At 51.6% G+C, this 25674-nt stretch carries 23 protein-coding genes; 12 read left to right on the top strand and 11 right to left on the bottom strand.

Annotation, left to right across the window (positions count from 1 at the left end; all coding sequences use genetic code 11):
• Positions 1-80: 80 nt before the first annotated feature.
• Entirely contained in the window at positions 81-899 is an 819-nt protein-coding gene (gene cof / locus IV04_RS13940; protein WP_037394601.1) for an HMP-PP phosphatase, read from the bottom strand.
• A gap of 170 nt (positions 900-1069) precedes the next feature.
• Here cof and IV04_RS13935 point away from each other — a divergent pair, with 170 nt between their 5' ends.
• Both IV04_RS13935 and queC read left to right on the top strand, forming a co-directional pair.
• A complete protein-coding gene (locus tag IV04_RS13935; RefSeq protein ID WP_037394603.1) occupies positions 1070-2782 on the top strand; it encodes an SgrR family transcriptional regulator in 1713 nt (570 codons plus the stop codon).
• A gap of 115 nt (positions 2783-2897) precedes the next feature.
• On the top strand, positions 2898-3623 hold the full coding sequence (gene queC, locus IV04_RS13930; protein WP_369794918.1) for a 7-cyano-7-deazaguanine synthase QueC: 726 nt from the start codon (positions 2898-2900) through the stop codon (positions 3621-3623).
• Between the two features lie 39 nt (positions 3624-3662).
• Here the strand turns inward: queC and IV04_RS13925 are convergent, their stop codons facing one another.
• The 9 genes from IV04_RS13925 to bolA form a co-directional block, all read right to left on the bottom strand.
• Positions 3663-4076: a YbgC/FadM family acyl-CoA thioesterase gene (locus IV04_RS13925; protein WP_037394608.1), complete on the bottom strand. Its 414-nt coding sequence runs from the start codon at positions 4074-4076 to the stop codon at positions 3663-3665.
• Positions 4077-4241: 165 nt separating this feature from the next.
• On the bottom strand, positions 4242-4631 hold the full coding sequence (locus IV04_RS13915; RefSeq protein WP_037394613.1) for a ComEA family DNA-binding protein: 390 nt from the start codon (positions 4629-4631) through the stop codon (positions 4242-4244).
• Between the two features lie 138 nt (positions 4632-4769).
• On the bottom strand, positions 4770-6650 hold the full coding sequence (gene ppiD, locus IV04_RS13910; protein WP_037394616.1) for a peptidylprolyl isomerase: 1881 nt from the start codon (positions 6648-6650) through the stop codon (positions 4770-4772).
• Between the two features lie 159 nt (positions 6651-6809).
• Complete coding sequence (gene hupB, locus IV04_RS13905) at positions 6810-7082, bottom strand: nucleoid-associated protein HU-beta (RefSeq protein ID WP_024913884.1); 273 nt, start codon at positions 7080-7082, stop codon at positions 6810-6812.
• 215 nt (positions 7083-7297) lie between these two features.
• A complete protein-coding gene (gene lon / locus IV04_RS13900) occupies positions 7298-9652 on the bottom strand; it encodes an endopeptidase La (protein WP_037394623.1) in 2355 nt (784 codons plus the stop codon).
• A gap of 193 nt (positions 9653-9845) precedes the next feature.
• On the bottom strand, positions 9846-11117 hold the full coding sequence (gene clpX / locus IV04_RS13895; RefSeq protein ID WP_037394626.1) for an ATP-dependent protease ATP-binding subunit ClpX: 1272 nt from the start codon (positions 11115-11117) through the stop codon (positions 9846-9848).
• A 163-nt stretch (positions 11118-11280) separates the two neighbouring features.
• A complete protein-coding gene (gene clpP, locus IV04_RS13890) occupies positions 11281-11904 on the bottom strand; it encodes an ATP-dependent Clp endopeptidase proteolytic subunit ClpP (RefSeq protein ID WP_037394628.1) in 624 nt (207 codons plus the stop codon).
• Between the two features lie 406 nt (positions 11905-12310).
• Entirely contained in the window at positions 12311-13615 is a 1305-nt protein-coding gene (gene tig, locus IV04_RS13885; RefSeq protein ID WP_037394630.1) for a trigger factor, read from the bottom strand.
• 365 nt (positions 13616-13980) lie between these two features.
• Positions 13981-14295, bottom strand: coding sequence for a transcriptional regulator BolA (bolA, locus tag IV04_RS13880; protein WP_037394632.1), 315 nt, complete (start codon positions 14293-14295; stop codon positions 13981-13983).
• Between the two features lie 258 nt (positions 14296-14553).
• On the opposite strand from bolA, the gene IV04_RS13875 reads away from it, so the two are divergent.
• The 8 genes from IV04_RS13875 (at position 14554) to IV04_RS13840 (ending at position 23506) form a co-directional block, all read left to right on the top strand.
• Positions 14554-15132: a lipoprotein gene (locus IV04_RS13875; RefSeq protein WP_037394634.1), complete on the top strand. Its 579-nt coding sequence runs from the start codon at positions 14554-14556 to the stop codon at positions 15130-15132.
• Positions 15133-15185: 53 nt separating this feature from the next.
• Entirely contained in the window at positions 15186-16664 is a 1479-nt protein-coding gene (ampG, locus tag IV04_RS13870; protein WP_037394637.1) for a muropeptide MFS transporter AmpG, read from the top strand.
• Between the two features lie 439 nt (positions 16665-17103).
• Complete coding sequence (gene cyoA / locus IV04_RS13865; protein WP_037394641.1) at positions 17104-18057, top strand: cytochrome o ubiquinol oxidase subunit II; 954 nt, start codon at positions 17104-17106, stop codon at positions 18055-18057.
• A 4-nt stretch (positions 18058-18061) separates the two neighbouring features.
• Entirely contained in the window at positions 18062-20053 is a 1992-nt protein-coding gene (gene cyoB, locus IV04_RS13860; protein WP_037394643.1) for a cytochrome o ubiquinol oxidase subunit I, read from the top strand.
• Positions 20043-20660 carry a cytochrome o ubiquinol oxidase subunit III gene (locus IV04_RS13855; RefSeq protein WP_037394646.1) on the top strand — a complete coding sequence of 206 codons (618 nt, stop codon included), beginning with the start codon at positions 20043-20045 and terminating at the stop codon, positions 20658-20660. The genes cyoB and IV04_RS13855 overlap by 11 nt, the downstream gene beginning before the upstream one ends.
• A complete protein-coding gene (locus tag IV04_RS13850; protein WP_037394649.1) occupies positions 20657-20995 on the top strand; it encodes a cytochrome o ubiquinol oxidase subunit IV in 339 nt (112 codons plus the stop codon). Before IV04_RS13855 ends, IV04_RS13850 begins: the two co-directional genes overlap by 4 nt.
• Before the next feature lie 17 nt (positions 20996-21012).
• Positions 21013-21903: a heme o synthase gene (cyoE, locus tag IV04_RS13845; RefSeq protein ID WP_037394652.1), complete on the top strand. Its 891-nt coding sequence runs from the start codon at positions 21013-21015 to the stop codon at positions 21901-21903.
• A 238-nt stretch (positions 21904-22141) separates the two neighbouring features.
• On the top strand, positions 22142-23506 hold the full coding sequence (locus IV04_RS13840) for an MFS transporter (protein WP_037394655.1): 1365 nt from the start codon (positions 22142-22144) through the stop codon (positions 23504-23506).
• A 33-nt stretch (positions 23507-23539) separates the two neighbouring features.
• On the opposite strand, the gene IV04_RS13835 is transcribed toward IV04_RS13840, so the two are convergent.
• Positions 23540-24031 carry a YajQ family cyclic di-GMP-binding protein gene (locus IV04_RS13835; RefSeq protein WP_024913870.1) on the bottom strand — a complete coding sequence of 164 codons (492 nt, stop codon included), beginning with the start codon at positions 24029-24031 and terminating at the stop codon, positions 23540-23542.
• A gap of 168 nt (positions 24032-24199) precedes the next feature.
• Here IV04_RS13835 and panE point away from each other — a divergent pair, with 168 nt between their 5' ends.
• Together panE and yajL are read left to right on the top strand one after the other, a co-directional pair.
• Positions 24200-25111 (top strand): 2-dehydropantoate 2-reductase, encoded by a 912-nt coding sequence (gene panE, locus IV04_RS13830; RefSeq protein WP_037394658.1) that lies wholly within the window; start codon positions 24200-24202, stop codon positions 25109-25111.
• Positions 25074-25664, top strand: a complete 591-nt coding sequence (gene yajL, locus IV04_RS13825; protein ID WP_037394661.1) for a protein deglycase YajL — start codon at positions 25074-25076, stop codon at positions 25662-25664. Before panE ends, yajL begins: the two co-directional genes overlap by 38 nt.
• Positions 25665-25674: the final 10 nt, after the last annotated feature.

The following is a 25674-nucleotide window of genomic DNA, read 5'->3' as shown; positions in this document are numbered from 1 at the left end:
AAAAAAGCCGGGTAGTCCCACTCAAACTACTTGAAATTACAAAGTAATAAGAGTGACCCGGCTGGCTGCAAGAAACTCCTTTATACGGGGGTATAGGGGGAGCGTGGTGAACACAGCCAATGTTGTAAATAGTGAGCCACAGCCTGTTTTTCACAGTGGCCGATAACCGGTAGATGAGGAAGCAGCGATTTCAACTGTGGTAAGGCGTTCCCCATCACCACACCATGCCCTACCCCTTCTAACATTTCTTTGTCATTCATCGCATCGCCAAACGCCATGCAATCCGCCAATGTCAGCCCCAGGTGACCGCATAGTTTTTCCAACGCCGCCCCTTTGTTACAGCCCTGCGGTAACACTTCAAGACATTCGTAAGCCGAGAAACACAAGTCAACGCGCGTACCAAAATGCGCCAACAACTGTGCCTGCAATGCAATTAAATCCTCATGAGGGCCGCAGAAACAGACTTTGCTGTTACCAAAGGCGGGTAAAGCTTGCAAGTCGGTCAATTGGAAACCAAAACCGCTCAGATGGTGCGCTGCCAACATCTCTGGCACAGCGTGGTTGGTCAACCAACCTTCATCGCGGAATACATGCATACTGGCTGACGTCTGCCATTGAGTATGCAGCACCTCCTCCGCAACGTCGGCAGGCAGGTCGACAGCATGTAATTGCCGCCCCTGTTTGTCATAAACGCGAGTGCCATTGCCGGTAATCAGATACCCTTGCAGGCCAAGCTGCCTCATGATCGGTTGTGCATCAAGATAATGTCGCCCGGTGGCAAACGTCACCACCATGTCCCTGTCGATAAGCTGATTCAACGCCGCCAGCGTTTCCGGCCCAACATGATGATCGGGCGTCAGCAAAGTGCCATCCATGTCGAAAGCAGCCAGACGATACATATAAACCTCTCAAGGATTGTCACCGCTAGAGGGTTAACGGTGAACACTGTAACAATCGCTACAGTATGGGATGGTATTTGCGGAAGTAATAGTGAACAATTCAGGAAAATGCTTCCGGATTTATAGCCTAGGCTTTTCAAGTGGCGGCGGGAAAGATAAAGGATATCGCTATGCGCCTGGTTCATCGTCTCAGCCAGTATCAACGTCTGTATCAACAGCTCGGTAGCACGCCGGTTAGTCTCACCGTCGCGGAGCTGGCAGCGATGTTTTATTGCAGCGAGCGCCATGCTCGCACCTTGGTGCAACAGCTGCATCAGCAGGGCTGGCTCAGTTGGCACTCCCAGGCTGGGCGCGGTAAACGTGCGCAATTGCAGTGTTTGAAAACGCCGGATGAATTACGTGCCACCCATTTGCAACGCCTATTACAACAGGGCGATCATCAGGGCGCGCTGGAAATGGCCCAGCTTGCCCCGCAGCATCTGCAAGAGCTGCTGAACCCACATCTGGGGGGACAATGGCAGGAGGGGAGCCCTACGCTGCGTATCCCCTATTACCGCACCTTGGAAAAACTTGATCCGCTCACGCTTAGCGGCAGGGCCGAACAACATCTGGTCGCAACCCTGTATGCAGGCTTGACCCGCTTCAACACGGGCAGCCCGCAGCCGCAACCAGATCTGGCTCATCACTGGCAAATCAGCGACGACGGTTTGCACTGGCAATTCTTTCTGCGCAACCAATTACGTTGGCATAACGGCGAACCGCTGACTGGCCAACAATTGCTACAAACCTTGAATAAACTGCATCGGCATCCTCGCAGCCAACCGCTGTTGAGTAGCGTCAATACCATCAGTTTGCCACATGCGTTGTGTATTCAATTCGATCTGCATACGCCAGATTACTGGCTGGCACACCGACTAGCAGAATTGCCCTGCCTGCTTACCCATCCAGAATATCCGGAGCTCGGAGCTGGGCCGTTCAAACTGGCTTTGAACGATCCGCAAATGGTTCGTCTGGAGCAGCATCCTTACTACCATCTGCAACACCCTTACCTGCAGAGCATTGAATACTGGATCACACCCGAGATGCTCACCAACGGTAATGACGCCAGTTGTCAGCATCCGGTGCGGATCACCATTGGCCAGCAGGAAGAGCTGGCGCAGGCGCGGCCCGTTCAACGCAGCATGAGCCTGGGTTGGTGCTATCTGGCCATTAACCAGCGACGCGGAGGGCTCAGTGAAGCCCAAGGGCAAAAGCTATTGATGTTAATCCAGCGCTCGGGGCTACTGGCCAATTTACCCATCCCCAATAGTGTGATCACCCCAAGCCATGAAATGCTGCCAGGATGGACAATCCCTCAGCATCAGGTGGCGGAAATCACGCTGCCTGCCAAGCTAACTCTGCTTTATCGCCCGCCGGTTGAACTTGAAACGTTGACCCTGGCTTTGCAACAGCTCTTGTCTGAACAGGGCTGTACGCTGGAAGTGCATTATTCCTCAGATAAACGCTGGCAAAGCGCGGAACAATTGGCGCAGGCCGATCTGTTGCTGGCGGATAATCTGATTGGCGAAGCACCAGAAGCCACGCTGGAAAGCTGGTTACGCCGTGATGTACTCTGGCAGGGCATTCTGACTGAGGAAAGCTGGCAGCATCAACAACAGGTCCTGCGCCATATTCAGCAGTTTCCGGAACAGCAACAACGCTACGATCGGCTAAAAACCTATTACCAGCAGTTAATGAGCGCAGCGATCCTGACACCGTTGTTCCATTATCAATATCAAGTCAGCGCACCACCCCGCATTCAGGGGGTAACGCTTACCGCTCACGGCTGGTTTGATTTTTGCCAAGCCTGGTTGCCACCGCCGTTGATAAATAATACGGGCTAGCCCCACGCTAGGGCCGCAGACACCGTTCTGCTACCATGAGTACCGCAACTACATTCCCTTGCTGTGAAAATTGACCACAGCGAGGATAAACCAGCCGCCCGAATGTGCATCGGGAATGGCTCTTCGACAAAAGGTTGATTCTATGAAACGCGCAGTCGTCGTTTTTAGCGGTGGACAAGACTCCACGACCTGCTTAATTCAGGCATTGCAACAGTACGATGAAGTTCACTGCATTACATTCGATTACGGCCAACGCCACCGCGCTGAAATCGACATCGCCAAAGACTTGGCCCAGAGATTGGGGGCCAAAGCGCATAAAGTGCTGGATGTCGGATTGCTCAATGAGTTGGCGATCAGCAGCCTGACTCGCGATAACATTCCGGTGCCTGCCTTCGACACGGCCCAGGAAAACGCCCTGCCCAGCACCTTTGTACCCGGGCGTAACATCCTGTTCCTGACTCTGGCTGCGATCTATGCCTATCAGGTCGAAGCCGAAGCCGTAATCACCGGGGTGTGTGAGACCGATTTCTCTGGTTATCCAGACTGCCGTGACGAATTCGTTAAGGCTTTGAATAAAGCGGTCACTTTAGGCATCGCACGCGATATCCGTTTTGAGACACCATTAATGTGGCTCAACAAGGCAGAAACCTGGGCGTTAGCCGACTATTACCAGCAGTTGGAACTTGTACGCCAGGGTACGCTAACCTGCTATAACGGTGTGCCAGGCGACGGTTGTGGTAAATGCGCGGCTTGTCATCTGCGGGCCAACGGTTTGCAGCAATACCTGCAGGATAAAACCGGCGTCATGGCTAGCCTGAAACAAAAAGCCGGGCTGGCTTAAAGGCGGGCTTGTGGGCAGCAGGTTTGCTGCCCATACAAATTACGGCTGCATGTCTTTTTGCTGCAACGCCATCAGATGCTCACGCAGTTCCCCTTCGATCGGCAACGCCTTTTGGGTTTTTAGATCAACACAGACAAACGTCAGTGTCGCATCCGCTACCGGAGTCCCTTCAGGCTCCAACGTCACCTGCTGGCTCAATACCCCACTTTTGCCGTTTAGTTGCTGCATTTGGCTGTCAATGCGCAGTTTGTCACCCAATACCGCTGGCCTGCGGTAATTGATATTGATGTTCACCACAATGAAAGCGATGTTGTTTTGTGTCATCCAGTGAAACGCATCCAGATTCTCTAACCACTCCCAACGGGCCTCTTCCAGAAACTCCAGATAGCGAGCATTATTAACGTGTTGATAAACATCAAGATGGTAACCACGAACTTTAATATGGGTATACATAGTGAAACGCTCGCTCCTGCTTCTGGTCATCATGGGTTAAAACGGGCGTATCAACCTTGAACGGTTCGAATGCGCCCTTCATCTGTGATGAAACTGGTATGACCTGAAGAATGTAGCAGAGGAAAGCGGCTGCCTGCGCACTTTGCCACGCAGCCGCGATCGGGATCACATTTTCAGCCGAGCACGATTCCTTTCTATTAACGTTGGTCCGATTCCTGGTACCTCCTGCAGTTGTTCAACCTGAGTGAAAGGCCCGTTCTGTTCGCGATACCGCACAATAGCCTCTGCTTTCTTCATGCCAACACCATTCAGTATGCTGGCAAGCTCTTCGGCATCCGCCTCATTGATATTGACCGTTGTCTCACCTTCGGAGGGTGCTTCAACGGTAGCCTGCCGCTCTACTTTAGTCGGGCTTTGAACCACCGGTTGCGCCTCTGTTGATGCTTTATCGGCAGCGATTGCCGATGCCCCGATCAGGCTGAACAATGCCGCCGTCAGCAGAAGCTTTATGGAACAAGAGAAACGGAAAATCGGTTTATTTTTGCTGAGTTGCATGCTGTATCCTCCTTATGTTTAACAGCGAAGCTACCTTGCCGTAGCGGCAAATATTCAGCAAATGGCAGATGTTAAATGTGGAAAAGGCCGCGAAAGCGGCCTTGGGGAATTACATTCTGTTGCAGAGAAATGCGGCGTTTACTGAGGTTGTTGCTCTGCCGCACCCATGGTGATTTTGGCTTCTTTACGCAGGTTTGACAGCAGGGAATCCAGAGCAATATTGACCGTGCTTTCTTGCATTTTGCTGACGAAGTCTTTCATTTCATCCGCAGACAACGTGCCAGGCCGCACAGTATCCAACGCGATCAGTACTACGTTGTCCTGACGATCCTGTGACATGCCGTAAACAGGTTTACCATCCTGCGGATGAGGCAGTGAGAATACGGTTTCTACCAGTTGGCGCTCTTCCGAATTCCGCGTCATTTTCTGCACGCTGCCAAAACTCAGGCCAGCCGCTTTCATCGCTTCTTCGCCTTTGCCCTGCTTCAGCTCAACCAACAGCTTCTCACCCTGCAGTTTCGCTTCCTGCAACGCCTTGTTGCGTTTCACCATCTCGGTGACGCGATCTTTCACCTTGTCAAACGGCTCAATACCTTCCGGTTGATGGGCGGTGACGCGGATAACAAACGCGCGGTCGCCATCGACGGTGATCACATCAGAGTTACTGCCCGCTCCGTTCTCGCCGATCAGTGAACCGTCAAAGATTGACTGCACAACCGGTTTGAAATTCAAAGCTGCCGGAACATTGTCACGAGTAAACCAGTCGGTTTGCGCTGCTTTAACGCCAGCAGCTTCTTCCGCAGAGGCCAGTGATTCATTATCGCTGGTCGCGGCTTCGCTCACCTTCTGCTGCAATGCATAGTAGGCATCAACCGCTTTTTCCTGCTTCACCTGTTTAGTGATGGCATCATGCACTTCACTTAATGGCTTCACTACCGCCGGTTTGATGTCATTAAGGCGGACAATCAGGTACCCCACTGAAGATTTCACCACACCAGACAATTGGCCTTTTTCGGTCAGATTGGCCTGTTTCAGTTCCTCAGCGGTAGTTTCTGGCTCCAGCCAGCCCAGATCACCACCGTCACGGCGTGAGATAATGTCGGTAGACTTCTCTTTCGCCAGCGTGGCAAAGTCAGCGCCTTTTTGCAGCTCATCCAGAACAGCCTTGGCATCCGCTTCGGTTTTCAGCTGGATCACGCTGTAATTTCTGCGCTCAGGCTGGCCGTAACTGCTCTGATGCTGATCGTAATAGGCAGCGATCTCTGCTTCGTTGACGGTGACCTTATCCTGCAATGCCGCAGCATCCAACGCGATAAAGCTCACTTTCACTTTCTCTGGCGAGATAAAGCTGTTCTGGTTTTGTTCGTAATAAGCTTTCAGTTCTTCGTCTGTCACCGTCTGCTTAGCCTGCAGCGCTTTCAGTTCGATAGTCGCCAAACGGACGTCACGCTCCTGTAACATCAGGGCCGACATGGCTTGGGACTCGGAAGGCAGCACAAAACCGGAGCCACCAAACCCCTGAAGCATTTGCTGGTTGATCAGTTGCTGGCGCAGAGATTGCGCATAGTTATCGGCGCTGTATCCCATGCGGTTAATCAGATCGAGATATTTGGCGTTATCAAACTGGCCATCGGTCTGAAAGTAAGGTGCCTTACGGATAGCATCCTTCACCTGCTCGTCACTCGCGTTCAGGCCTAGCTTTTTGGCGTACTGATCGAGCAGCGTGTTGTCAATCAGCTGTGACAAAACCTGTTGGCGCATCTGCTGCATGTAACCTTCGTTACCTGCCAGTGCAGAAAACTGGTCGCCCAATTGCTGCTGCATACGACTGCGCTCGCTCTGGAAAGCCTGTTCCAATTGAGCACGCTCAATGACCTGCCCATTAACTTTCGCCGCATAATCGCCGGAACCACCGGTCAGGTAGCCGCCCACACCTGTCAGAACAAATGACAAAATGATCAGGCCCAGGATGATTTTTAGCACGATGTTGTTAGCAGCCGCGCGTAAATTGTCCATCATAGTGTGACAACACTCCGCTGTGATGTGGATTAAAAACCCTTGTGCAGGCGCGTTCCCTGCGACAAAAATAAAAAAGCGCACCAATCTGATGCGCCTTGTATCTTACCTCACCAGCATCGCTGCGTCAGGTGATTGTTTCTATTGGTTTAGACGCGGTAATCAGTTTACTGCGTCTTTCAACGCTTTCCCTGCACGGAAAGCCGGAACCTTGGCTGCCGCAATTTTGATTTCTTTGCCGGTTTGTGGGTTACGGCCAGTACGAGCAGAACGCTCACGCACGGTGAAAGAACCGAAACCAACCAGAGCTACATCGTCCCCTTCTTTCAAGGACTCGGTAACGGATGCAATAATTGCATCTAAAGCACGTCCTGCTGCCGCTTTAGAAATATCAGCGCCTGCGGCAATTTTGTCGATCAGTTGTGACTTATTCACTCTATCATCCCCTCTAGAATTCAAACGTCGCACCGGAAAATCCCTACGGCTGCGACAGCGCAGCTGTTATATCAATCCTGTCGAACCTTGGCAAGCCACCAAACAGCGGCCAAACGTGGCACGACAGGGATCTAACTTAGCGGCACAAAAAAATGCTGGCAAGTCCGAAATGGCTTGCCAGCATAAGTTTTATCGGTGGTTTTTGCGATCCATCACTATTTTACTGCGACAGGCTGCGCACCGAAGGCCGGATTCTGCAATGCGATGTCCAAAACTTCATCAATCTTCTGCACCGGATGAATTTCCAGATCGGCGATGACGTTGTCCGGAATCTCTTCCAGATCGCGCTTATTCTCGTAAGGAATCAGCACGGTTTTGATCCCGCCACGGTGTGCCGCCAGCAGCTTCTCTTTCAGGCCACCAATCGGCAATACCTGCCCACGCAGTGTGATCTCACCGGTCATTGCCACATCAGCACGTACCGGGTTACCCGTCAGACAGGAAACCAGGGCTGTACACATCGCAATGCCCGCGCTTGGGCCATCTTTCGGCGTAGCCCCTTCCGGAACGTGCACATGGATGTCGCGTTTTTCGTAGAAATCCGCATTAATGCCCAGTTTCTCGGCACGTGCGCGCACTACGGTTAATGCAGCCTGGATTGACTCCTGCATCACTTCACCTAAAGAGCCGGTGTAAGTCAGCTTGCCTTTGCCCGGCACACAGGCGGTTTCGATGGTCAGCAGATCGCCGCCCACTTCCGTCCACGCCAGCCCGGTAACCTGACCAACGCGGTTTTCGGTATCAGCACGCCCGTAGTCGACACGTTGAACACCCAGATAATCTTTCAGATTATCGCCATTGATCTCAATGTGCTTGAGCGTTTTATCCATCAGCAACGATTTCACCGCTTTACGGCACAACTTGGAGATTTCACGCTCCAGGCTACGCACCCCGGCTTCGCGGGTGTAATAACGGATAATGCCGATGATGGCGCTGTCTTCCACCTTCAACTCGCCTTTTTTCAGCGCATTACGCTCAATTTGCTTCGGCAACAGGTGCTGTTTGGCGATGTTCAGTTTTTCATCTTCGGTGTAACCGGAAAGACGGATCACTTCCATACGATCCAGCAACGGTGCCGGGATGTTCATCGAGTTCGAGGTCGCAACGAACATCACGTCAGACAGATCGTAATCCACTTCCAGATAGTGATCGTTAAACGCCACGTTCTGTTCCGGATCCAGCACTTCCAGCAGTGCCGACGCCGGATCGCCGCGCATATCGGATGACATTTTGTCGATCTCATCCAGCAGGAACAGCGGGTTTTTCACCCCAACCTTGGCCATTTTCTGAATAAGCTTACCCGGCATAGAGCCGATGTAAGTCCGGCGGTGGCCGCGGATTTCGGCTTCGTCACGCACACCACCCAAGGCCATACGCACGTACTGGCGGCCAGTGGCACGGGCAATCGACTGCCCCAGCGAGGTTTTACCCACACCCGGAGGCCCCACCAGGCACAGAATCGGGCCCTTGATTTTGCTGACACGGCTCTGTACTGCGAGATACTCAAGAATGCGATCTTTGACACGCTCCAGGCCATAGTGATCGGTATCGAGCACTTCCTGCGCCTTGACCAGGTCTTTTTTCACCTTGCTACGCGCGTTCCACGGCACCTGCAGCATCCAGTCGATATAGCCGCGCACCACGGTCGCTTCCGCTGACATCGGCGACATCATTTTCAGCTTCTGCAGTTCTGCTTCGGTCTTCTCACGCGCTTCTTTCGGCATTTTTGCCGCTTCGATCTTACGCCTCAGCGCTTCATGCTCGTCTGGCGTATCATCCATTTCGCCCAATTCTTTCTGAATGGCCTTCATCTGCTCATTCAGATAGTATTCGCGCTGGCTTTTTTCCATCTGTTTCTTGACGCGGTTACGGATACGCTTCTCAACCTGCAGCAGATCGATTTCCGACTCCATCATCGCCATCAGATACTCAAGACGTTCAGTAATGTCGAACATCTCCAGCACCGACTGCTTGTCGCTGAGCTTCAGCGGCATATGTGCAGCAATGGTATCCGCCAGGCGTGCAGCGTCGTCGATGCTGTTTAATGACGTCAGCACCTCCGGTGGAATTTTTTTATTCAGCTTGATGTAACCTTCAAACTGATTGATCGCAGTACGCACCAAAACTTCTTGTTCACGCTCATCGATCGCAGGTGACTCAAGGTATTCTGCCTTGGCGGCAAAGTGCTCACCGCTGTCGGAAAGCGTGGTGATGCGCGCGCGCTGCAGGCCTTCGACCAGCACTTTCACTGTGCCGTCAGGCAGTTTCAGCATCTGCAAAATCGACGCGACGGTACCGACAGAAAATAAATCGTTAATGCCAGGTTCATCCGTTGAGGCCTCTTTCTGTGCCACCAGCATGATCTTTTTATCGTGATCCATTGCGGCTTCGAGGCACCGAATCGATTTTTCCCGGCCAACAAATAACGGGATCACCATGTGCGGATAAACCACCACGTCGCGCAATGGCAGAACGGGGATTTCAATGCGTTCGGAACGCTCAGGGTTCATAGAGCTCTCTCTTAGTTTAATTTCCGCCAGGTTGAGGGGGAATCTCATGAGACGCCAGCATCAAACGTTTCACAAAATCTGGATTATGAGTATATGGGGATGAATATCTTACATTCAACGGCAAGAATGATGGAAAAAGAAATGGGGGATAAAATCCCCCATTTGGCTATTAACTTTCTGGATTTCCGGTTAATTATTCACCAGAAGCCTGAGCTTCCGGCTTGCCGTAAATCAACAACGGCTTGGAATGACCAGAGATCACCGACTCATCAATCACCACTTTGTCCACACTTTCCAGTGAAGGCAGATCATACATGGTATCCAGCAATGCACCTTCAACAATGGAACGCAGACCACGAGCCCCGGTCTTGCGCGTCATGGCTTTCTTGGCGATGGCATTCAGCGCTTCATCACGGAACTCCAGCTCCACGCCTTCCAGATTGAACAATGCCTGATACTGTTTGGTCAGGGCATTTTTCGGCTCTTTCAGGATCTGGATCAACGCGTCTTCGCTCAGTTCGCTCAGCGTTGCCACCACCGGTAAGCGGCCAATAAATTCCGGGATCAGACCAAACTTAATCAAATCCTCTGGCTCAGCCTGCAGTAACAGTTCACCTTCGGTTGCTTTTTCAGCCTCACCTTTGACGGTGGCACCAAAGCCGATCCCGGTGCCGGTATTCACCCGCTGACCGATCACTTTATCCAGGCCAGCAAAAGCACCGCCACAGATAAACAGGATCTTGGAAGTGTCAACCTGCAGAAACTCCTGCTGCGGATGCTTACGCCCACCTTGCGGAGGCACTGCTGCAATCGTGCCCTCGATCAGCTTCAGCAGAGCCTGCTGTACACCTTCACCCGAGACGTCACGGGTAATCGAAGGGTTGTCTGACTTACGAGAAATCTTATCGATCTCATCAATGTAGACAATACCACGCTGGGCTTTCTGCACGTCATAGTCACATTTCTGCAACAGTTTCTGGATAATATTCTCCACGTCCTCCCCCACATAACCAGCTTCGGTCAACGTGGTTGCATCGGCCATGGTGAAAGGCACATCCAGGAAACGCGCCAGAGTTTCTGCCAGCAGGGTTTTACCGCTACCGGTCGGGCCAATCAGCAGAATATTGCTTTTACCCAACTCGATACCGTTACTGCTATCGCCATTACGCAGGCGCTTGTAGTGGTTATAGACTGCTACCGCCAAGACTTTTTTCGCCTGCTCCTGGCCGATCACATAGTCGTCCAAGTGATGGCGGATTTCGTGTGGCGTTGGCAATGAGCTGCGCTCGCGATGCGGGGCAACTTCTTTAATCTCTTCGCGAATAATGTCGTTACACAGATCAACACATTCATCGCAGATATACACTGACGGCCCGGCAATCAGCTTACGCACTTCATGCTGGCTTTTGCCGCAGAAAGAGCAATACAGCAACTTTCCTGAACCGTCTTTGCGCTTATCTGTCATGAGTCAAACCTCTTATTTTGTCTTTGTCCCGCAGGAATTTACGGCGGCAGTGCAAACAAACGTTACTTTGTATACCGGGAACGCCGATAAAACGGCTTAGAGCGAGCGTAGCTCACTCTAAGTACTATAGTCTATCAGCTTGCACTTATTCAGCCGCCTAGTTCTAGCTGCGGTGCGTAAGAATGCCGTCAACCAGGCCGTATTCTACCGATTCTTCAGCGGTCATAAAGCGGTCGCGTTCAGTATCGCGCTCGATCTGCTCCAGTGATTGGCCTGTATGCTGCGCCATCAGCTCATTCATACGGGCTTTCACTTTGAGGATTTCGCGCGCGTGGATTTCAATGTCCGTCGCCTGCCCTTGATAGCCACCCAGCGGCTGGTGGATCATGACTCTGGAGTTTGGCAGGCAGAAACGCTTGCCTTTGGTCCCGGCGGTCAACAGGAACGAGCCCATTGAGCACGCCTGGCCCATACAGATAGTGCTAACATCCGGTTTGATAAACTGCATGGTGTCATAAATTGACATCCCTGCAGTGATCACACCACCCGGTGAGTTGATGTACAGGAAAATGTCTTTCTCAGGGCTTTCTGCTTCGAGGAACAACATCTGCGCCACGATCAGATTAGCCATATGGTCTTCTACCTGACCGGTCAGGAAGATAATACGCTCTTTCAGCAGGCGGGAATAAATATCGTAAGAACGTTCCCCACGTGAAGTCTGCTCTACCACCATCGGCACCAGAGCCATGTTAGGTGCAAATTGATCTCGTTCGCCACTGTATGACATTACCGTCTCCTAATAGAAATTGCCTTGGCGCCATTGTCTGCCGATTCTACTTGAGAACGCTCATCATGACTACGTTCAAGCACAATACAGACTCCACGCCAACCTGACGGCGTGATGATTAAAACAGCCCATGCTGCAGAAATTGGAAAGCCACAGACAGATTTCCAGCCCGGTGAACAATCCTCACCGGCATCCCTGTGTGGCCAAGCTGCGATGGCAAGCTTTCCGCCACCATCGGCAACTCATAACAGAATAATAGTGCATATTGCCACAATGAACCTGAGATTAATCAGTCACGTGGCAAAAGAAAAGCCCGTAACCGAAGTTACGGGCTTTTCACAACGTAGGGTGCCAACATGCTGACACCATAGGCACAACGGGTTGCGCGCCCTACGCCCAACCGGCATTACGCCTGTTGCGGCTGGTTCATCAGTTCGCTGAAAGTAGTCGCTTTTTCAGACACTTTTGCTTTCGCCAGCAGGGCTTCAACCGCTTGTTCTTCCAGAGCCACGTTACGCATGTTGTTCATCAGCTCTTTATTCTTGCTGTAGAACTCGATAACTTCACTTGGATCTTCGTAGGCGGAAGCCATTTCTTCGATCAGCGCTTTCACGCGATCTTCGTCAGCTTTCAACTCGTTGGTGCTGATCACTTCGCCCAGCAGCAGGCCGACAACTACGCGACGCTTAGCCTGCTCTTCGAACAGCTCACGTGGCAGTTCCAGCGCTTGCTTCTCGTTACCACCGAAACGCTGTGCAGCCTGACGGCGCAGAACGTCGATTTCGCCGTCGATCAGCGCTACCGGTACGTCGATTTCATTAGCGTTGACCAAGCCGTCGATAGCCTGAGACTTGATGCGGTTACGCACGGCGCCTTTCAGTTCACGCTCCATGTTTTTACGCACTTCAGCACGCAGACCTTCGATAGAACCATCAGCCACACCGAAACGCTTGATGAATTCTTCAGTCAGTTCTGGCAGTTCGCGCTCTTCAACTTTCTTCAGCACAATCGCAAACTTGGCCGCTTTACCTTTCAGATTCTCTGCGTGGTAATCTTCTGGGAAGTTGACATCGATGGTGAATTCTTCACCGGCTTTGTGCCCAACCAGACCCTCTTCAAAACCTGGGATCATACGGCCTTGGCCCATCGCCAGTACGAAGTCAGACGCTTTACCGCCTTCAAACTCTTCGCCATCAATAGAACCAGAGAAATCTACGGTCACGCGGTCTTCAGCAGCCACTGCACGATCGGTGTCTTTCCAGGTTGCCTGCTGCTTACGCAGGGTATCCAGCATGGTGTCAACATCGGCATCGTTAACTTCAACGACAGGTTTCTCAACTTCGATGTTTTCCAGGCCTTTCAGCTCAACTTCTGGGTACACTTCGAACTCAACTGCGAACGCGAAATCTTCGCCTTCTTTATACTCGCCTGGGACGTAGTTTGGTGCGCCAGCCGGGTTAATTTTTTCTTTGATGATGGCATCAACAAAGTTACGCTGCATCAGATCGCCCAGCACGTCCTGACGAACAGATGCACCATAACGCTGTTCAACGATGTTCATCGGCACTTTGCCTTTACGGAAGCCATCGATGCGTACATTTTTTGCTGCGTTGATCAGTTCTTTCTTCACCGCTTGCTTGATAACATCAGCGGGTACAGTAATAGCGAGACGGCGCCCAAGGCCTTGAGTGGTTTCTACTGAAACTTGCATCTTGTTACCTCAAAAAAATCACAGTGCTCGGTCAACTCCGTTCCGAAAACCAGGACGGCTATATTACAGAACCGAGTTTCCTGATGTCAGAAGTGTCCCGAAACCATTCCGGAAAAATAAGACGCGACATTATAGCGGCGCATGCGTAGCGAGTCGAGGATGGCAAGGCGGCACGGGTGCGTTAAAAATCACACTTTTGCCGGTTTTATCGACAAATACCATCGAACTAAGGCTACCAGAGCTGCATTCCGCCTCGACTTTGTCGTCATCAAAAACAGCAACGGCCCGCAGGCCGTCGCAAAATTCGTCTGTAGTAATACCTTAAATCAAGGTGAAAGTTCCACTGATACCGTAAATTTTAGCCATCAGGCTAGGGTCCCGGCCCCGTGGCAAGGTGGCGATGCCGGTACCTTATCCTGTAATTCTGCCCATTCTTCTGGGGCATAGGTATGCAATGCCAACGCATGTACACCGCCCGCCAGCTCCTGCGCCAGCACGGCATAAATAGACCGATGGCGCTTCAGTGAACGCTCACCGACAAAGCGTTCACTGACGATGACAACTTTGAAATGACTCTCTGAACCTGCGGGAACATTATGGCGATGGCTTTCATTCACCACGTCCAGATACGCGGGCTCAAATGCCGCTCTTAATTTTGTTTCTATCTGCTCGCGAATCATAGGTTCTCCTTACAACACGAGTGCTCTGTAACACCCTTCAGTTCAATATTAGCCATTACCGCTACCGCCTGGAGTTTATCTGATTGAGCGAGTCGAAAAAGCCTGTTTTTATCAACACCGGGTAAAAATTTATCACTCGACTACGTTCAACGCTTCCCCCCGTTGGCGACGATGCTATGATATCGACAATTTATTGAGTCTAGCACGTTGATAATTCAGTGCCGATATATTGATAACCATGATGGATGAGACAGTAATATGTTAAAAAAATTATTCTTCCCGCTGCTGGCTGCATTGATGCTTGCCGGTTGTGTCAATAGTACCAATACCTTAAACGTGAACCCGAAAATCGTTCTGCCGCAACAGGATCCGACGCTGCAAGGCATCACGATCAGTATCAACGGTGCCGATCAGCGTCAAGATCAGGCATTGGCAAAAGTCAACCGTGATGGCCAACTGATCACCTTGCTCCCTTCGCGCGATCTGCGTTTCCTGTTGCAAGAAGTGCTGGAAAAACAAATGGGTGCGCGCGGCTATATGATTGGCCCAGCTGGTGCAGTGGAACTGCAGATCGTGGTGAACAATCTTTTTGCTGACGTCTCCGAAGGCAATCTGCGTTACAACATCACGACAAAAGCCGACATTTCTATCATCGCTCAGGCCAAGAACGGCAATAAGCAGGTGAAAAACTACCGCTCTACCTATAATGTCCAAGGCGCTTTCACCGCCTCTAACGAGAAAATCACCAATGCGGTTAACACCGTGCTGGGTGATGTCATTGCCGATATGGCACAAGACACCAGCGTCAACGACTTTATCAAGCAGAACGCACGTTAATCAGATAATGCTTTGTGCTGCCCGAACGCCCCGGCAGCACAAACAGGAATCTCATGTCTAAACAGTATCTGAATATCTTTACCCAGCGTAACTCCATTATGCTGCTGGTGTTGGGTTTTGCGTCCGGGCTGCCGCTGGCATTGACCTCCGGTACACTGCAAGCCTGGATGACCGTCGAGAATATCGATCTGAAAACCATCGGGATTTTTTCCTTGGTGGGGCAAGCCTATGTTTTCAAATTCCTGTGGTCACCCTTTATGGATCGCTATACCCCGCCATTTCTCGGGCGGCGGCGTGGCTGGCTGTTAATCAGCCAGTTATTACTGGTAGTCGCGATTATCGCCATGGGGTTTATGAACCCAACACAGCATTTATGGTGGTTGGCTGCTCTGGCAGTGTTAGTGGCCTTTTGCTCGGCCTCACAGGATATTGTTTTTGACGCCTATAAAACGGACCTGCTGTCGGCTGAAGAACGCGGTGCCGGTGCTGCTGTTTCGGTGTTGGGCTACAGATTGGCAATGCTGGTGTCTGGCGGCCTGGCGCTGTGGCTTGCCGATCGTTATCTCGGTTGGCAGGCGACCTACTGGCTGATGGCTGGGCTGATGCTGATCGGCGTCGCCGCAACGCTGATGGCACCAGAACCGGATGACAGCATCCCGGCACCACGCACCATGGAACAAGCGGTAGTCGCGCCGCTACGAGATTTCTTCGCCCGTAATAATGCCTGGCTGATTCTACTGCTGATTGTGATGTATAAATTGGGCGACGCCTTCGCTGGCAGCCTGAGTACCACTTTCCTGATCCGTGGCGTGGGGTTTGATGCCGGGGAAGTTGGGTTGGTCAACAAGACGCTGGGGCTGTTTGCCACCATCGTCGGGGCTCTGTTTGGCGGCGTTTTGATGCAGCGCCTGACGCTGTTCCGGGCTCTGATGCTGTTTGGTATTTTACAGGCAGTTTCTAATATCGGTTACTGGTTACTGGCCGTTACTGATAAGAATATTATCACCATGGGCAGCGCCATTTTCCTGGAGAACCTGTGTGGCGGCATGGGCACTGCGGCGTTTGTCGCCCTGCTGATGACGCTGTGTAACAAATCGTTTTCCGCGACCCAATTTGCCTTGCTTTCGGCACTTGCCGCGGTCGGGCGCGTCTACGTCGGCCCGATTGCTGGCTGGTTTGTCGAAGCCCACGGCTGGCCGCTGTTCTATCTGTTCTCCATCGCCGCCGCGCTGCCCGGTTTACTGTTGCTGGCAATTTGCCGCCAAACGCTGGAATACACCCAGCAGACAGGCAATTTCATGCCACGCACCGAGTTCCGCCAAAGTTATCGTTGGGCACTGCGCCTACTGATTGGCGGTTGTTCACTGCTCGGCCTGTGGTTGCTCTTGCTGATCACCAACGCACTTGATCTGACCCAATGGCCTCTTCTTGCCATTCAGCTACTACAAACGGGCGCGCTGTTGAGCCTCTTGGGTATCATGATGGGCAGTGCGCTGGACTACCTGGCTCTACGCCGTACAAGGTTAGTCTGATTTTTTCGGCGGATAAAAATATCGGTCGACAAAAATGCATCAGATAAATGAATTTATTTCGGATAAAAAATAATATTGTCGTAGAAATTATTTTTTATCCGAGTGCTTTACTCGGAAATACAAATAAATTCACTTTTTAAATACAATTATTTTACATTAAATATACTTTTCGCTCTTATTTGACCTGACTGCTTTTGTCAATATCTCCAAGCATAACGTTGGTTTTCCTTGATATACCGCGGCCCCAACACGATTCAGCCCGCCAACGCCTTGTTGCCATTAGTAAATTGTCACCAGACGTGACATATGTGACCCCCTTAACAGAAAGGGGCAACAAGGCACTGACACTCCTTTAAGCATGTTTACAGTACTGCAACCTTCCCGTAAAATGCCTGCACACATGAAACGACAATAGAGCCTTTGTAATTGGGGTCGTTAGATGAGACTTAAGAAATACAATAAAAGTATTGGGATGCTGTCATTAATTGCAGCCACAGTAATGCTCAGTGGTTGTGATATGGTTTTGATGAATCCCAAAGGAGCAATAGGTGTTGAACAACGGACACTGATCCTCACTGCTATCGGCTTGATGTTGATCGTAGTAGTTCCAGTGATTTTCATGGCGTTCGCTTTTGCCTGGAAGTTCCGTGCCTCCAATAAAGAGGCAAAGTACACACCGAATTGGTCACACTCCAACAAGATTGAAGCGGTCGTCTGGACCATTCCGATCATTATCATTGCCATCCTTGGCACCATTACCTGGAAAACCACCCACGCACTGGATCCGTTCCGGCCAATTGTCGCTGACAAAAAGCCAATGACCATTGAAGTGGTGTCGTTAGACTGGAAATGGATGTTCATCTATCCAGAACAAGGTATCGCAACCGTTAATGAGGTGGCGTTCCCGAAAGATGTTCCCGTCGAATTTAAAGTCACCTCCAACTCGGTAATGAACTCGTTCTTTATTCCTCAGTTAGGTGGGCAGATTTATGCGATGGCCGGGATGCAGACCAAACTGCACCTGATTGGCAACGAAGCCGGGGAATACAAAGGTATTTCCAGTAGCTACAGTGGTCACGGGTTCTCCGGTATGAAATTCACCGCCATTGTCACCCCAACCGAAGGCGACTTCGATCAGTGGGTAGCCAAGGTGAAGGAATCGCCTAATACCCTTAACGCAATCAGCGATTTTAATAAACTGGCAGAGCCGAGTGAAAACAACCCGGTTGAGTACTTCTCCAGTGTCAAACCGAATTTGTTCAAAGAAATCATTGGCAAATTCATGGGTGATATGCACATGCACAAAGGCGCAGAGACTAACGCGCACCAAGGTATGGACATGAGCCAGGGTATGGACATGGGTGAACATGCTCACGCCGGAGCCGAGGAATAATCTGATGTTGGGAAAATTAACACTTGATGCGGTTCCTGTTCATGAACCGATCGTCATGGTCACCGTTGCTGCAATTCTCGTTGGCGGCCTGGCTCTGCTGGCGCTGATAACGTATTTGGGCAAGTGGAAATGGCTGTGGAGCGAATGGCTGACTTCTGTCGACCATAAAAAAATCGGTATCATGTATATCATTGTCGCGATGGTCATGCTGGTACGTGGTTTTGCTGATGCCATCATGATGCGCGGCCAACAGGCGCTCGCGTCTGCTGGCGAGGCCGGGTTCCTGCCACCGCACCACTACGACCAGATCTTTACCGCTCACGGCGTAATCATGATCTTCTTCATGGCTATGCCTTTGGTCGTTGGCCTGATGAACATTGCGGTGCCGTTGCAAATCGGTGCGCGCGACGTAGCCTTCCCGTTCCTGAACTCACTGAGCTTCTGGCTTTTTGTTGTCGGCGTTGTGCTGATCAACCTCTCTCTGGGGCTGGGTGAATTTGCACAGACCGGTTGGTTGGCCTACCCACCGCTTTCGGGTAAGGAATACAGCCCCGGTGTCGGTGTCGATTACTGGATCTGGAGCCTGCAGATATCCGGCCTCGGTACATTGCTGACCGGTGTGAACTTCTTTGCCACCATTCTGAAGATGCGTGCCCCAGGCATGCCGCTGATGAAGATGCCAGTGTTCACGTGGGCAGCTCTGTGTACCAACGTCCTGATCATCGTTTCATTCCCAATTCTGACCGTCACCATCGCATTGCTGACCCTGGATCGTTATCTGGGCACCCATTTCTTTACCAATGATATGGGCGGCAACATGATGATGTACATCAACCTGATTTGGGCCTGGGGTCACCCAGAGGTGTATATCCTGGTTCTGCCAGTGTTCGGTGTGTTCTCCGAAGTCACTGCAACCTTCTCCAGAAAGCGTCTGTTCGGCTATACCTCACTGGTATGGGCAACCATCGCGATTACCATTCTGTCGTTTATCGTCTGGCTGCACCACTTCTTCACCATGGGGTCCGGAGCTAACGTTAACGCCTTCTTTGGTATCGCCACTATGATTATTTCCATCCCGACCGGGGTGAAAATCTTCAACTGGCTGTTCACCATGTACCAGGGCCGTATCCAGTTCAACTCTGCGATGCTGTGGACCGTTGGCTTCATCATCACCTTCTCCATCGGTGGTATGACCGGCGTGCTTCTGGCAGTACCGGGGGCTAACTTCGTGCTGCACAACAGCCTGTTCCTGATTGCCCACTTCCATAACGTGATTATCGGTGGTGTGGTATTCGGTTGCTTCGCTGGCCTGACCTACTGGTTCCCGAAAGCTTTCGGCTTTACGCTGAATGAAAAATGGGGTATCCGTGCGTTCTGGTTCTGGATCATCGGTTTCTTCGTTGCCTTTATGCCGCTGTATGTATTGGGCTTTATGGGGATGACCCGCCGTCTCAGCCAGAATATCAACCCTGAATTCCACACTCTGCTGCTGGTTGCTGCCAGCGGTGCTGCACTGATTGCCTGTGGTGTACTGTGTCAGGTGATTCAGATTCTGGTCAGTGTGCGCGATCGCGAGAAAAATCGTGATCTCACAGGGGATCCATGGGATGCCCGTACACTGGAGTGGTCAACCTCCTCTCCTCCTCCGTTCTACAACTTCGCGGTGTTGCCAGAGATTCACGATCGTGATGCTTTCTGGGACATGAAGGAGAAAGGCGAGGCATACAAGAAACCAGCGCAATACGCGCCAATTCATATGCCGAGAAATACCGGTGCTGGCGTAATTATTTCTGCCTTCAGTCTGGTATTTGGTTTCGCGATGATCTGGGAGATCTGGTGGATGGCGCTCGCTGGCTTTGCCGGCATGATCGTTACCTGGATTGCCAAGAGCTTCGATGAAGATGTTGATTATTATGTGCCGGTAGAGGAAATCGAACGCATTGAAAATCAACGCTATGAACAAATCAGCAAAGCAGGCGTGAAACATGTCAACTGATATCCTGACTAAGCATAACGCAGCCCATGCGGAGCATGGGCACCACGACACAGGCGGGACCAAAGTCTTTGGATTCTGGATCTACCTGATGAGCGACTGTATTTTGTTTGCGAGTCTGTTCGCAACTTATGCAGTCTTGGTGAATGGGACCGCTGGCGGCCCTTCTGGCAAGGACATCTTCGATCTGAAGCTGGTCCTGGTTGAAACCTTCTTACTGCTGTTCAGCTCCATCACCTACGGGATGGCGATGATCGGTATGAACAAAGGCCAGGCAAGCAGTGTTAACAAGTGGTTGATGTTAACCTTCCTGTTCGGTCTTGCTTTCGTGGCGATCGAAATCTATGAGTTCCATCACCTGATCGCTGAAGGTTTTGGTCCCGATCGCAGTGCATTCCTGTCCAGCTATTTTGCGTTGGTAGGCACTCACGGTCTGCACGTCACTGCTGGTTTGATCTGGTTGGTGGTACTGATGATTCAGGTAAGCAAACGCGGCCTGAACTCAATGAACAAAACCCGTCTGATGTGCTTGAGCCTGTTCTGGCACTTCCTGGACGTGGTCTGGATCTGCGTATTTACCGTTGTCTACCTGCTGGGGGTTATGCCATGAGCCATCCATCCCATGAAACCTCTCACGGTGGCGCAAGCCACGGTAGCGTGAAGTCATACCTGACCGGCTTTATTCTGTCGATCATCCTGACGGTAATTCCGTTTGCCATGGTAATGAGCGGTACTGCTTCTCATTCTACTATCTTGGCGGTCGTGGTCGGTATGGCAGTTATCCAGGTGATTGTTCACCTGGTTTACTTCCTGCACATGAATACCTCATCGGAAGAACGCTGGAACCTGGTGGCATTACTGTTTACCGCCATGATCATCGGTATCGTTGTTGTGGGTTCACTCTGGATTATGTACAACCTCAACATCAATATGATGGTCGATTAAGAGCCGAGCCGTACGCGATGATTAAGCAATACCTGCAAGTCACTAAACCAGGAATTATTTTCGGCAATTTAATTTCTGTCGTTGGGGGATTCCTGCTTGCTTCCAAAGGGAGCATCAATTATCCCCTGTTTCTCGCCACCCTTGTGGGTGTCTCGTTAGTCGTGGCATCAGGTTGTGTATTTAACAACTTTATCGACCGTGACATCGACAAGAAGATGGAGAGAACGAAGAATCGGGTGTTGGTAAAAGGCCTGATTGCGCCGAGTGTGACCCTGGTTTACGCCACCCTGCTGGGTATTGCTGGTTTTGCACTGCTGTATACCGCTGCTAACCCGCTAGCCATGTGGCTGGCGGTGATGGGCTTTGTGGTTTATGTCGGTGTTTACAGCCTGTACATGAAACGCCATTCGGTATACGGCACGCTAATCGGCAGCCTGTCGGGTGCAGCTCCGCCGGTGATTGGTTATTGTGCCGTCACCAACGAGTTTGACGCTGGGGCGTTGATCCTGCTGGCCATCTTCAGCCTGTGGCAAATGCCGCATTCTTATGCGATCGCCATCTTCCGCTTTAAGGATTACCAGGCAGCCAACATTCCGGTTCTGCCAGTCGTGAAAGGTATTTCTGTCGCCAAAAATCATATTACGGTCTACATCCTGGCGTTTATGGTTGCGACCTTGATGCTGACTTTGGGTGGTTATGCTGGCTATAAATACCTGATCGTCGCAGCGGCGGTGAGCGTGTGGTGGCTCGGTATGGCACTGAGGGGTTACAAGACTGAAAATGACAGCCTTTGGGCTCGCAAACTGTTTGTGTTCTCGATCGTTGCCATTACTTCGCTGAGCGTGATGATGTCTATCGACTTCAACACAGGCGCTTCACCAGAGGCGTTATTAAGCTACGCCTGGTAAGTTCGGTAATTTGTGAATGGGCCGCTAAGCGGCCCATTTTATTTGTCAGACAGAAAAATAGCGTTCCCCTGACTGGCTGGAATCACCGTTTCAAATAACCAAGTGGGCTGTAATATCTGTTAAACAACATTCGATTTACCCCCCTTACCCCACACACTAGAATGACGCAGCTTGCCAGAAGTTATTCCATCAGGTTTCATCCTGCCAGCCTGACGGAATAGGTTTTATTGAGGTCATGATGAACGACAATGTAATGACGCCCCAAGAACGCCGCGCAACATGGGGTTTGGGAGCCGTTTTTTCGCTGCGCATGCTCGGTATGTTTATGGTGCTGCCGGTTCTCACCACTTATGGCATGGCGCTGAATGGTGCCAGTGAAGCCTTGATTGGCATTGCCATCGGTATCTACGGCTTGGCGCAGGCCGTTTTTCAGATCCCATTCGGGCTGGTTTCCGATCGTATCGGGCGTAAACCCCTGATCGTTGGCGGGTTGCTGATTTTTGCCCTCGGTAGCGTCATTGCCGCCGTCAGCGATTCTATCTGGGGGATCATTCTTGGCCGCGCTCTGCAAGGTTCAGGGGCTATTGCTGCTGCGGTGATGGCCCTGCTATCAGACTTGACCCGTGAGCAAAATCGTACCAAAGCGATGGCATTTATCGGCGTCAGCTTCGGTATTACCTTTGCCATTGCGATGGTGGTTGGCCCAATCGTCACCCATGCCTTTGGCCTGCATGCCTTGTTCTGGATGATTGCCGTGTTGGCTTTGGCTGCGATCGTCATTACGCTGGCAGTCGTCCCTTCCGCCGACGATCATGTTCTAAACCGTGAATCGAGCATCGTGCGCGGTAGTTTCAGTAAAGTGCTCAGCAATCCCCGTCTGTTGAAACTCAATTTCGGCATCATGTGCCTGCACATTCTGCTGATGTCCAGCTTTGTTGCCTTACCACTCGCCATGCAACACGCCGGGCTGGCTGCCAGCGAACACTGGAAAGTTTATCTGGTTACCATGCTGATTTCTTTTGCCACCGTAGTGCCATTTATTATCTATGCCGAAAAATATCGCCGCATGAAGCAGGTCTTTATGGGCTGCGTCGCAATTCTGTTTTGCGCGGAAGTGCTACTGTGGTTTGCCGGGGTGCACCTGTGGGGCATCATTGCAGGCGTGCAGCTGTTTTTTATGGCGTTTAACGTGATGGAAGCGATCCTGCCTTCTCTGATCAGCAAAGAATCTCCCGCAGGCTATAAAGGCACAGCAATGGGGATTTACTCCACCAGCCAGTTTATCGGCGTCGCCATCGGCGGCAGCCTGGGGGGCTGGTTATATGGTCTGCAAGGGGCTGGCTTGGTGTTTATCGCCAGTGCAGTGATTGCTGCCGTCTGGTTTGCGGTCAGCAGCACCATGAAAGAGCCGCCGTATGTCAGCAGCCTGCGCATCACGCTCTCTGAACTGGCGGTAAAAGACTCAGCCTTGCAAAGCCGCCTGCTGGCACAACCGGGTGTAGCAGAAGCCGTAGTGGTGCCAGAAGAACGCAGTGCCTATGTGAAGGTTGATACCAAACAAACCAATCGTGGTCAGTTGGAAGCGCTGGTTAACTCACTCTAGAAAACCAGGGCCGCTTGAGCGGCCCGGTGTATTTTAATCGCGGAAGTTTTTAAACTGGAATGGCTGCCCTAGATCGGCACCGCGCACCAGCGCCATCACGCTTTGCAGATCGTCGCGTGCCTTGCCGGTAACGCGCACTTCATCACCCTGAATCTGCGCCTGCACTTTCAGCTTGCTGTCTTTAATCAGCTTCACAATTTTCTTCGCCAACGTCGTCTCAATGCCCTGCTTCAGCTTGGCCTCAACGCTGTAGGTTTTACCGCTGTGGGTCAGTTCTTCCGGGATCTCCAGAGCACCCCCATCAATACTGCGCTTACTGAGTTTTTCACGCAGAATATCCAGCAATTGCTGCACCTGGAAGTCAGACTCACTGGCTACTTTGATGCTTTCATTTTTCTCGTTCAGCTCAAAACTGGCCGGTACGTTACGAAAGTCCCAGCGCGTACTGAGATCGCGCGTCGCGTTCTCGACGGCATTACGCACTTCTTGCATATCAATTTCGGAAACGATGTCGAAAGATGGCATACTTCTTCCTCCTAAATGAGAGCCTAAGCGATTTCGATGCGCTGCATAATACCCGCTTTATCGCCCTTGGCAAAACCCCGATATCACAACCGGGCGAGACGCTCGGCACCAAAAAAGCCTATAATAGGTAGGATTATCAGCGGTATTCCCGAACACCAAGGAGATTGAATGAAAATAACCATTCTTGGTTGCGGTGCGCTCGGGCAACTGTGGCTTTCCCGGCTTTATCAACAGGGCCACGATGTACAAGGGTGGCTACGGGTGCCGCAACCATTTTGTGCAGTGAATGTCATCGAACCCGATGGCAGCTCGTTCAACGGTAATTTGCCCACCAACGATCCAGAACACCTTGCGCAGAGTGAATTACTGTTAGTGACGCTGAAAGCCTGGCAGGTGTCTGGCGCGGTCAGTACTCTGCTGCCTAAGTTACACCCTGATTGTGCCATCCTGCTGTTGCATAACGGCATGGGTACTCAGGATGAACTGCCCCCGCATAATCAGCCGCTACTGCAAGGCACCACCACCCATGCTGCGCGCCACGATGGTAACACGATCATTCACGTCGCCAGCGGGGTTACTCATATCGGCCCTATTACGCCACGGGCGACCCGCCTCAGCCATCTGGCAGAAGTGCTGCATCAGGCGTTGCCGGATGTGGCTTGGCATAATCACATCGCTTCCGCCAGTTGGCGCAAACTGGCAGTCAACTGTGTGATCAACCCGCTTACTGCCTTGTACAACTGCCACAACGGCGATCTACAGCGTTACCCGGAACAGATCGCCACGCTGTGCCACGAAATAGCTAGCGTGATGGAAATGGAGGGGCACCATACTTCAAGTGAAGATCTGATGTCCTACGTTATGCAGGTGATCCAGCTCACCGCAGATAACATTTCCTCAATGCTGCAGGATATCCGCGCTCAGCGGCACACCGAGATTGACTATATTACCGGTTATTTGCTGCGTCGCGGACGTAGCCACGGCATTCCTTTGCCAGAAAATACCCGCTTATTTGAATTAATTAAACGAAAGGAAAATGAATATGGGCGTGTCGGTGTTGGTTTGCCTAGCACCTGGTAGCGAGGAAACAGAAGCCGTTACCACTATCGATCTCTTGGTACGTGCTGGAGTGAAGGTGACTACCGCCAGCGTGGCCAGTGATGGCAGCCTGACGATTGTTTGCTCACGCGGCGTAAAACTGCTGGCTGATGCCCCGCTGGTGGCTATCGTTGATGAACCTTTCGACGCCATTGTGCTGCCGGGTGGGCTTAAAGGGGCAGAATGCTTCCGTGATAGCCCGTTGCTGGTAGAAAAAGTCCGCCAGATGCACCTGCAAGGCAAAATCGTTGCCGCCATTTGTGCCGCGCCTGCGCTGGTGTTGCAGCATCACAAACTGTTCCCGGTGGGCAACATGACCGGTTTCCCAAGCCTGAAAGATCAGATCCCATCCAATCAATGGATGGAAAGACGGGTCGTTTTTGATTCGCGTGTCAACCTGCTCACCAGCCAAGGGCCGGGCACTTCGATGGAATTTGCACTTAAGCTGATCGATTTACTCTTGGGTAAGGCCAAAGCCGCCGAAGTGGCTGCACAGTTAGTACTGATCCCTGGCATGTACGATTTCAGCAACTGAGATTCAACCG

Origin of the sequence: Serratia sp. Ag1, assembly GCF_000743355.1 — a bacterium.
In the GTDB taxonomy this organism is placed as follows: Bacteria; Pseudomonadota; Gammaproteobacteria; order Enterobacterales; family Enterobacteriaceae; genus Chania.
Note: the sequence above shows the minus strand (reverse complement) of the source record. Positions and strands in the feature narration are given on the sequence as shown.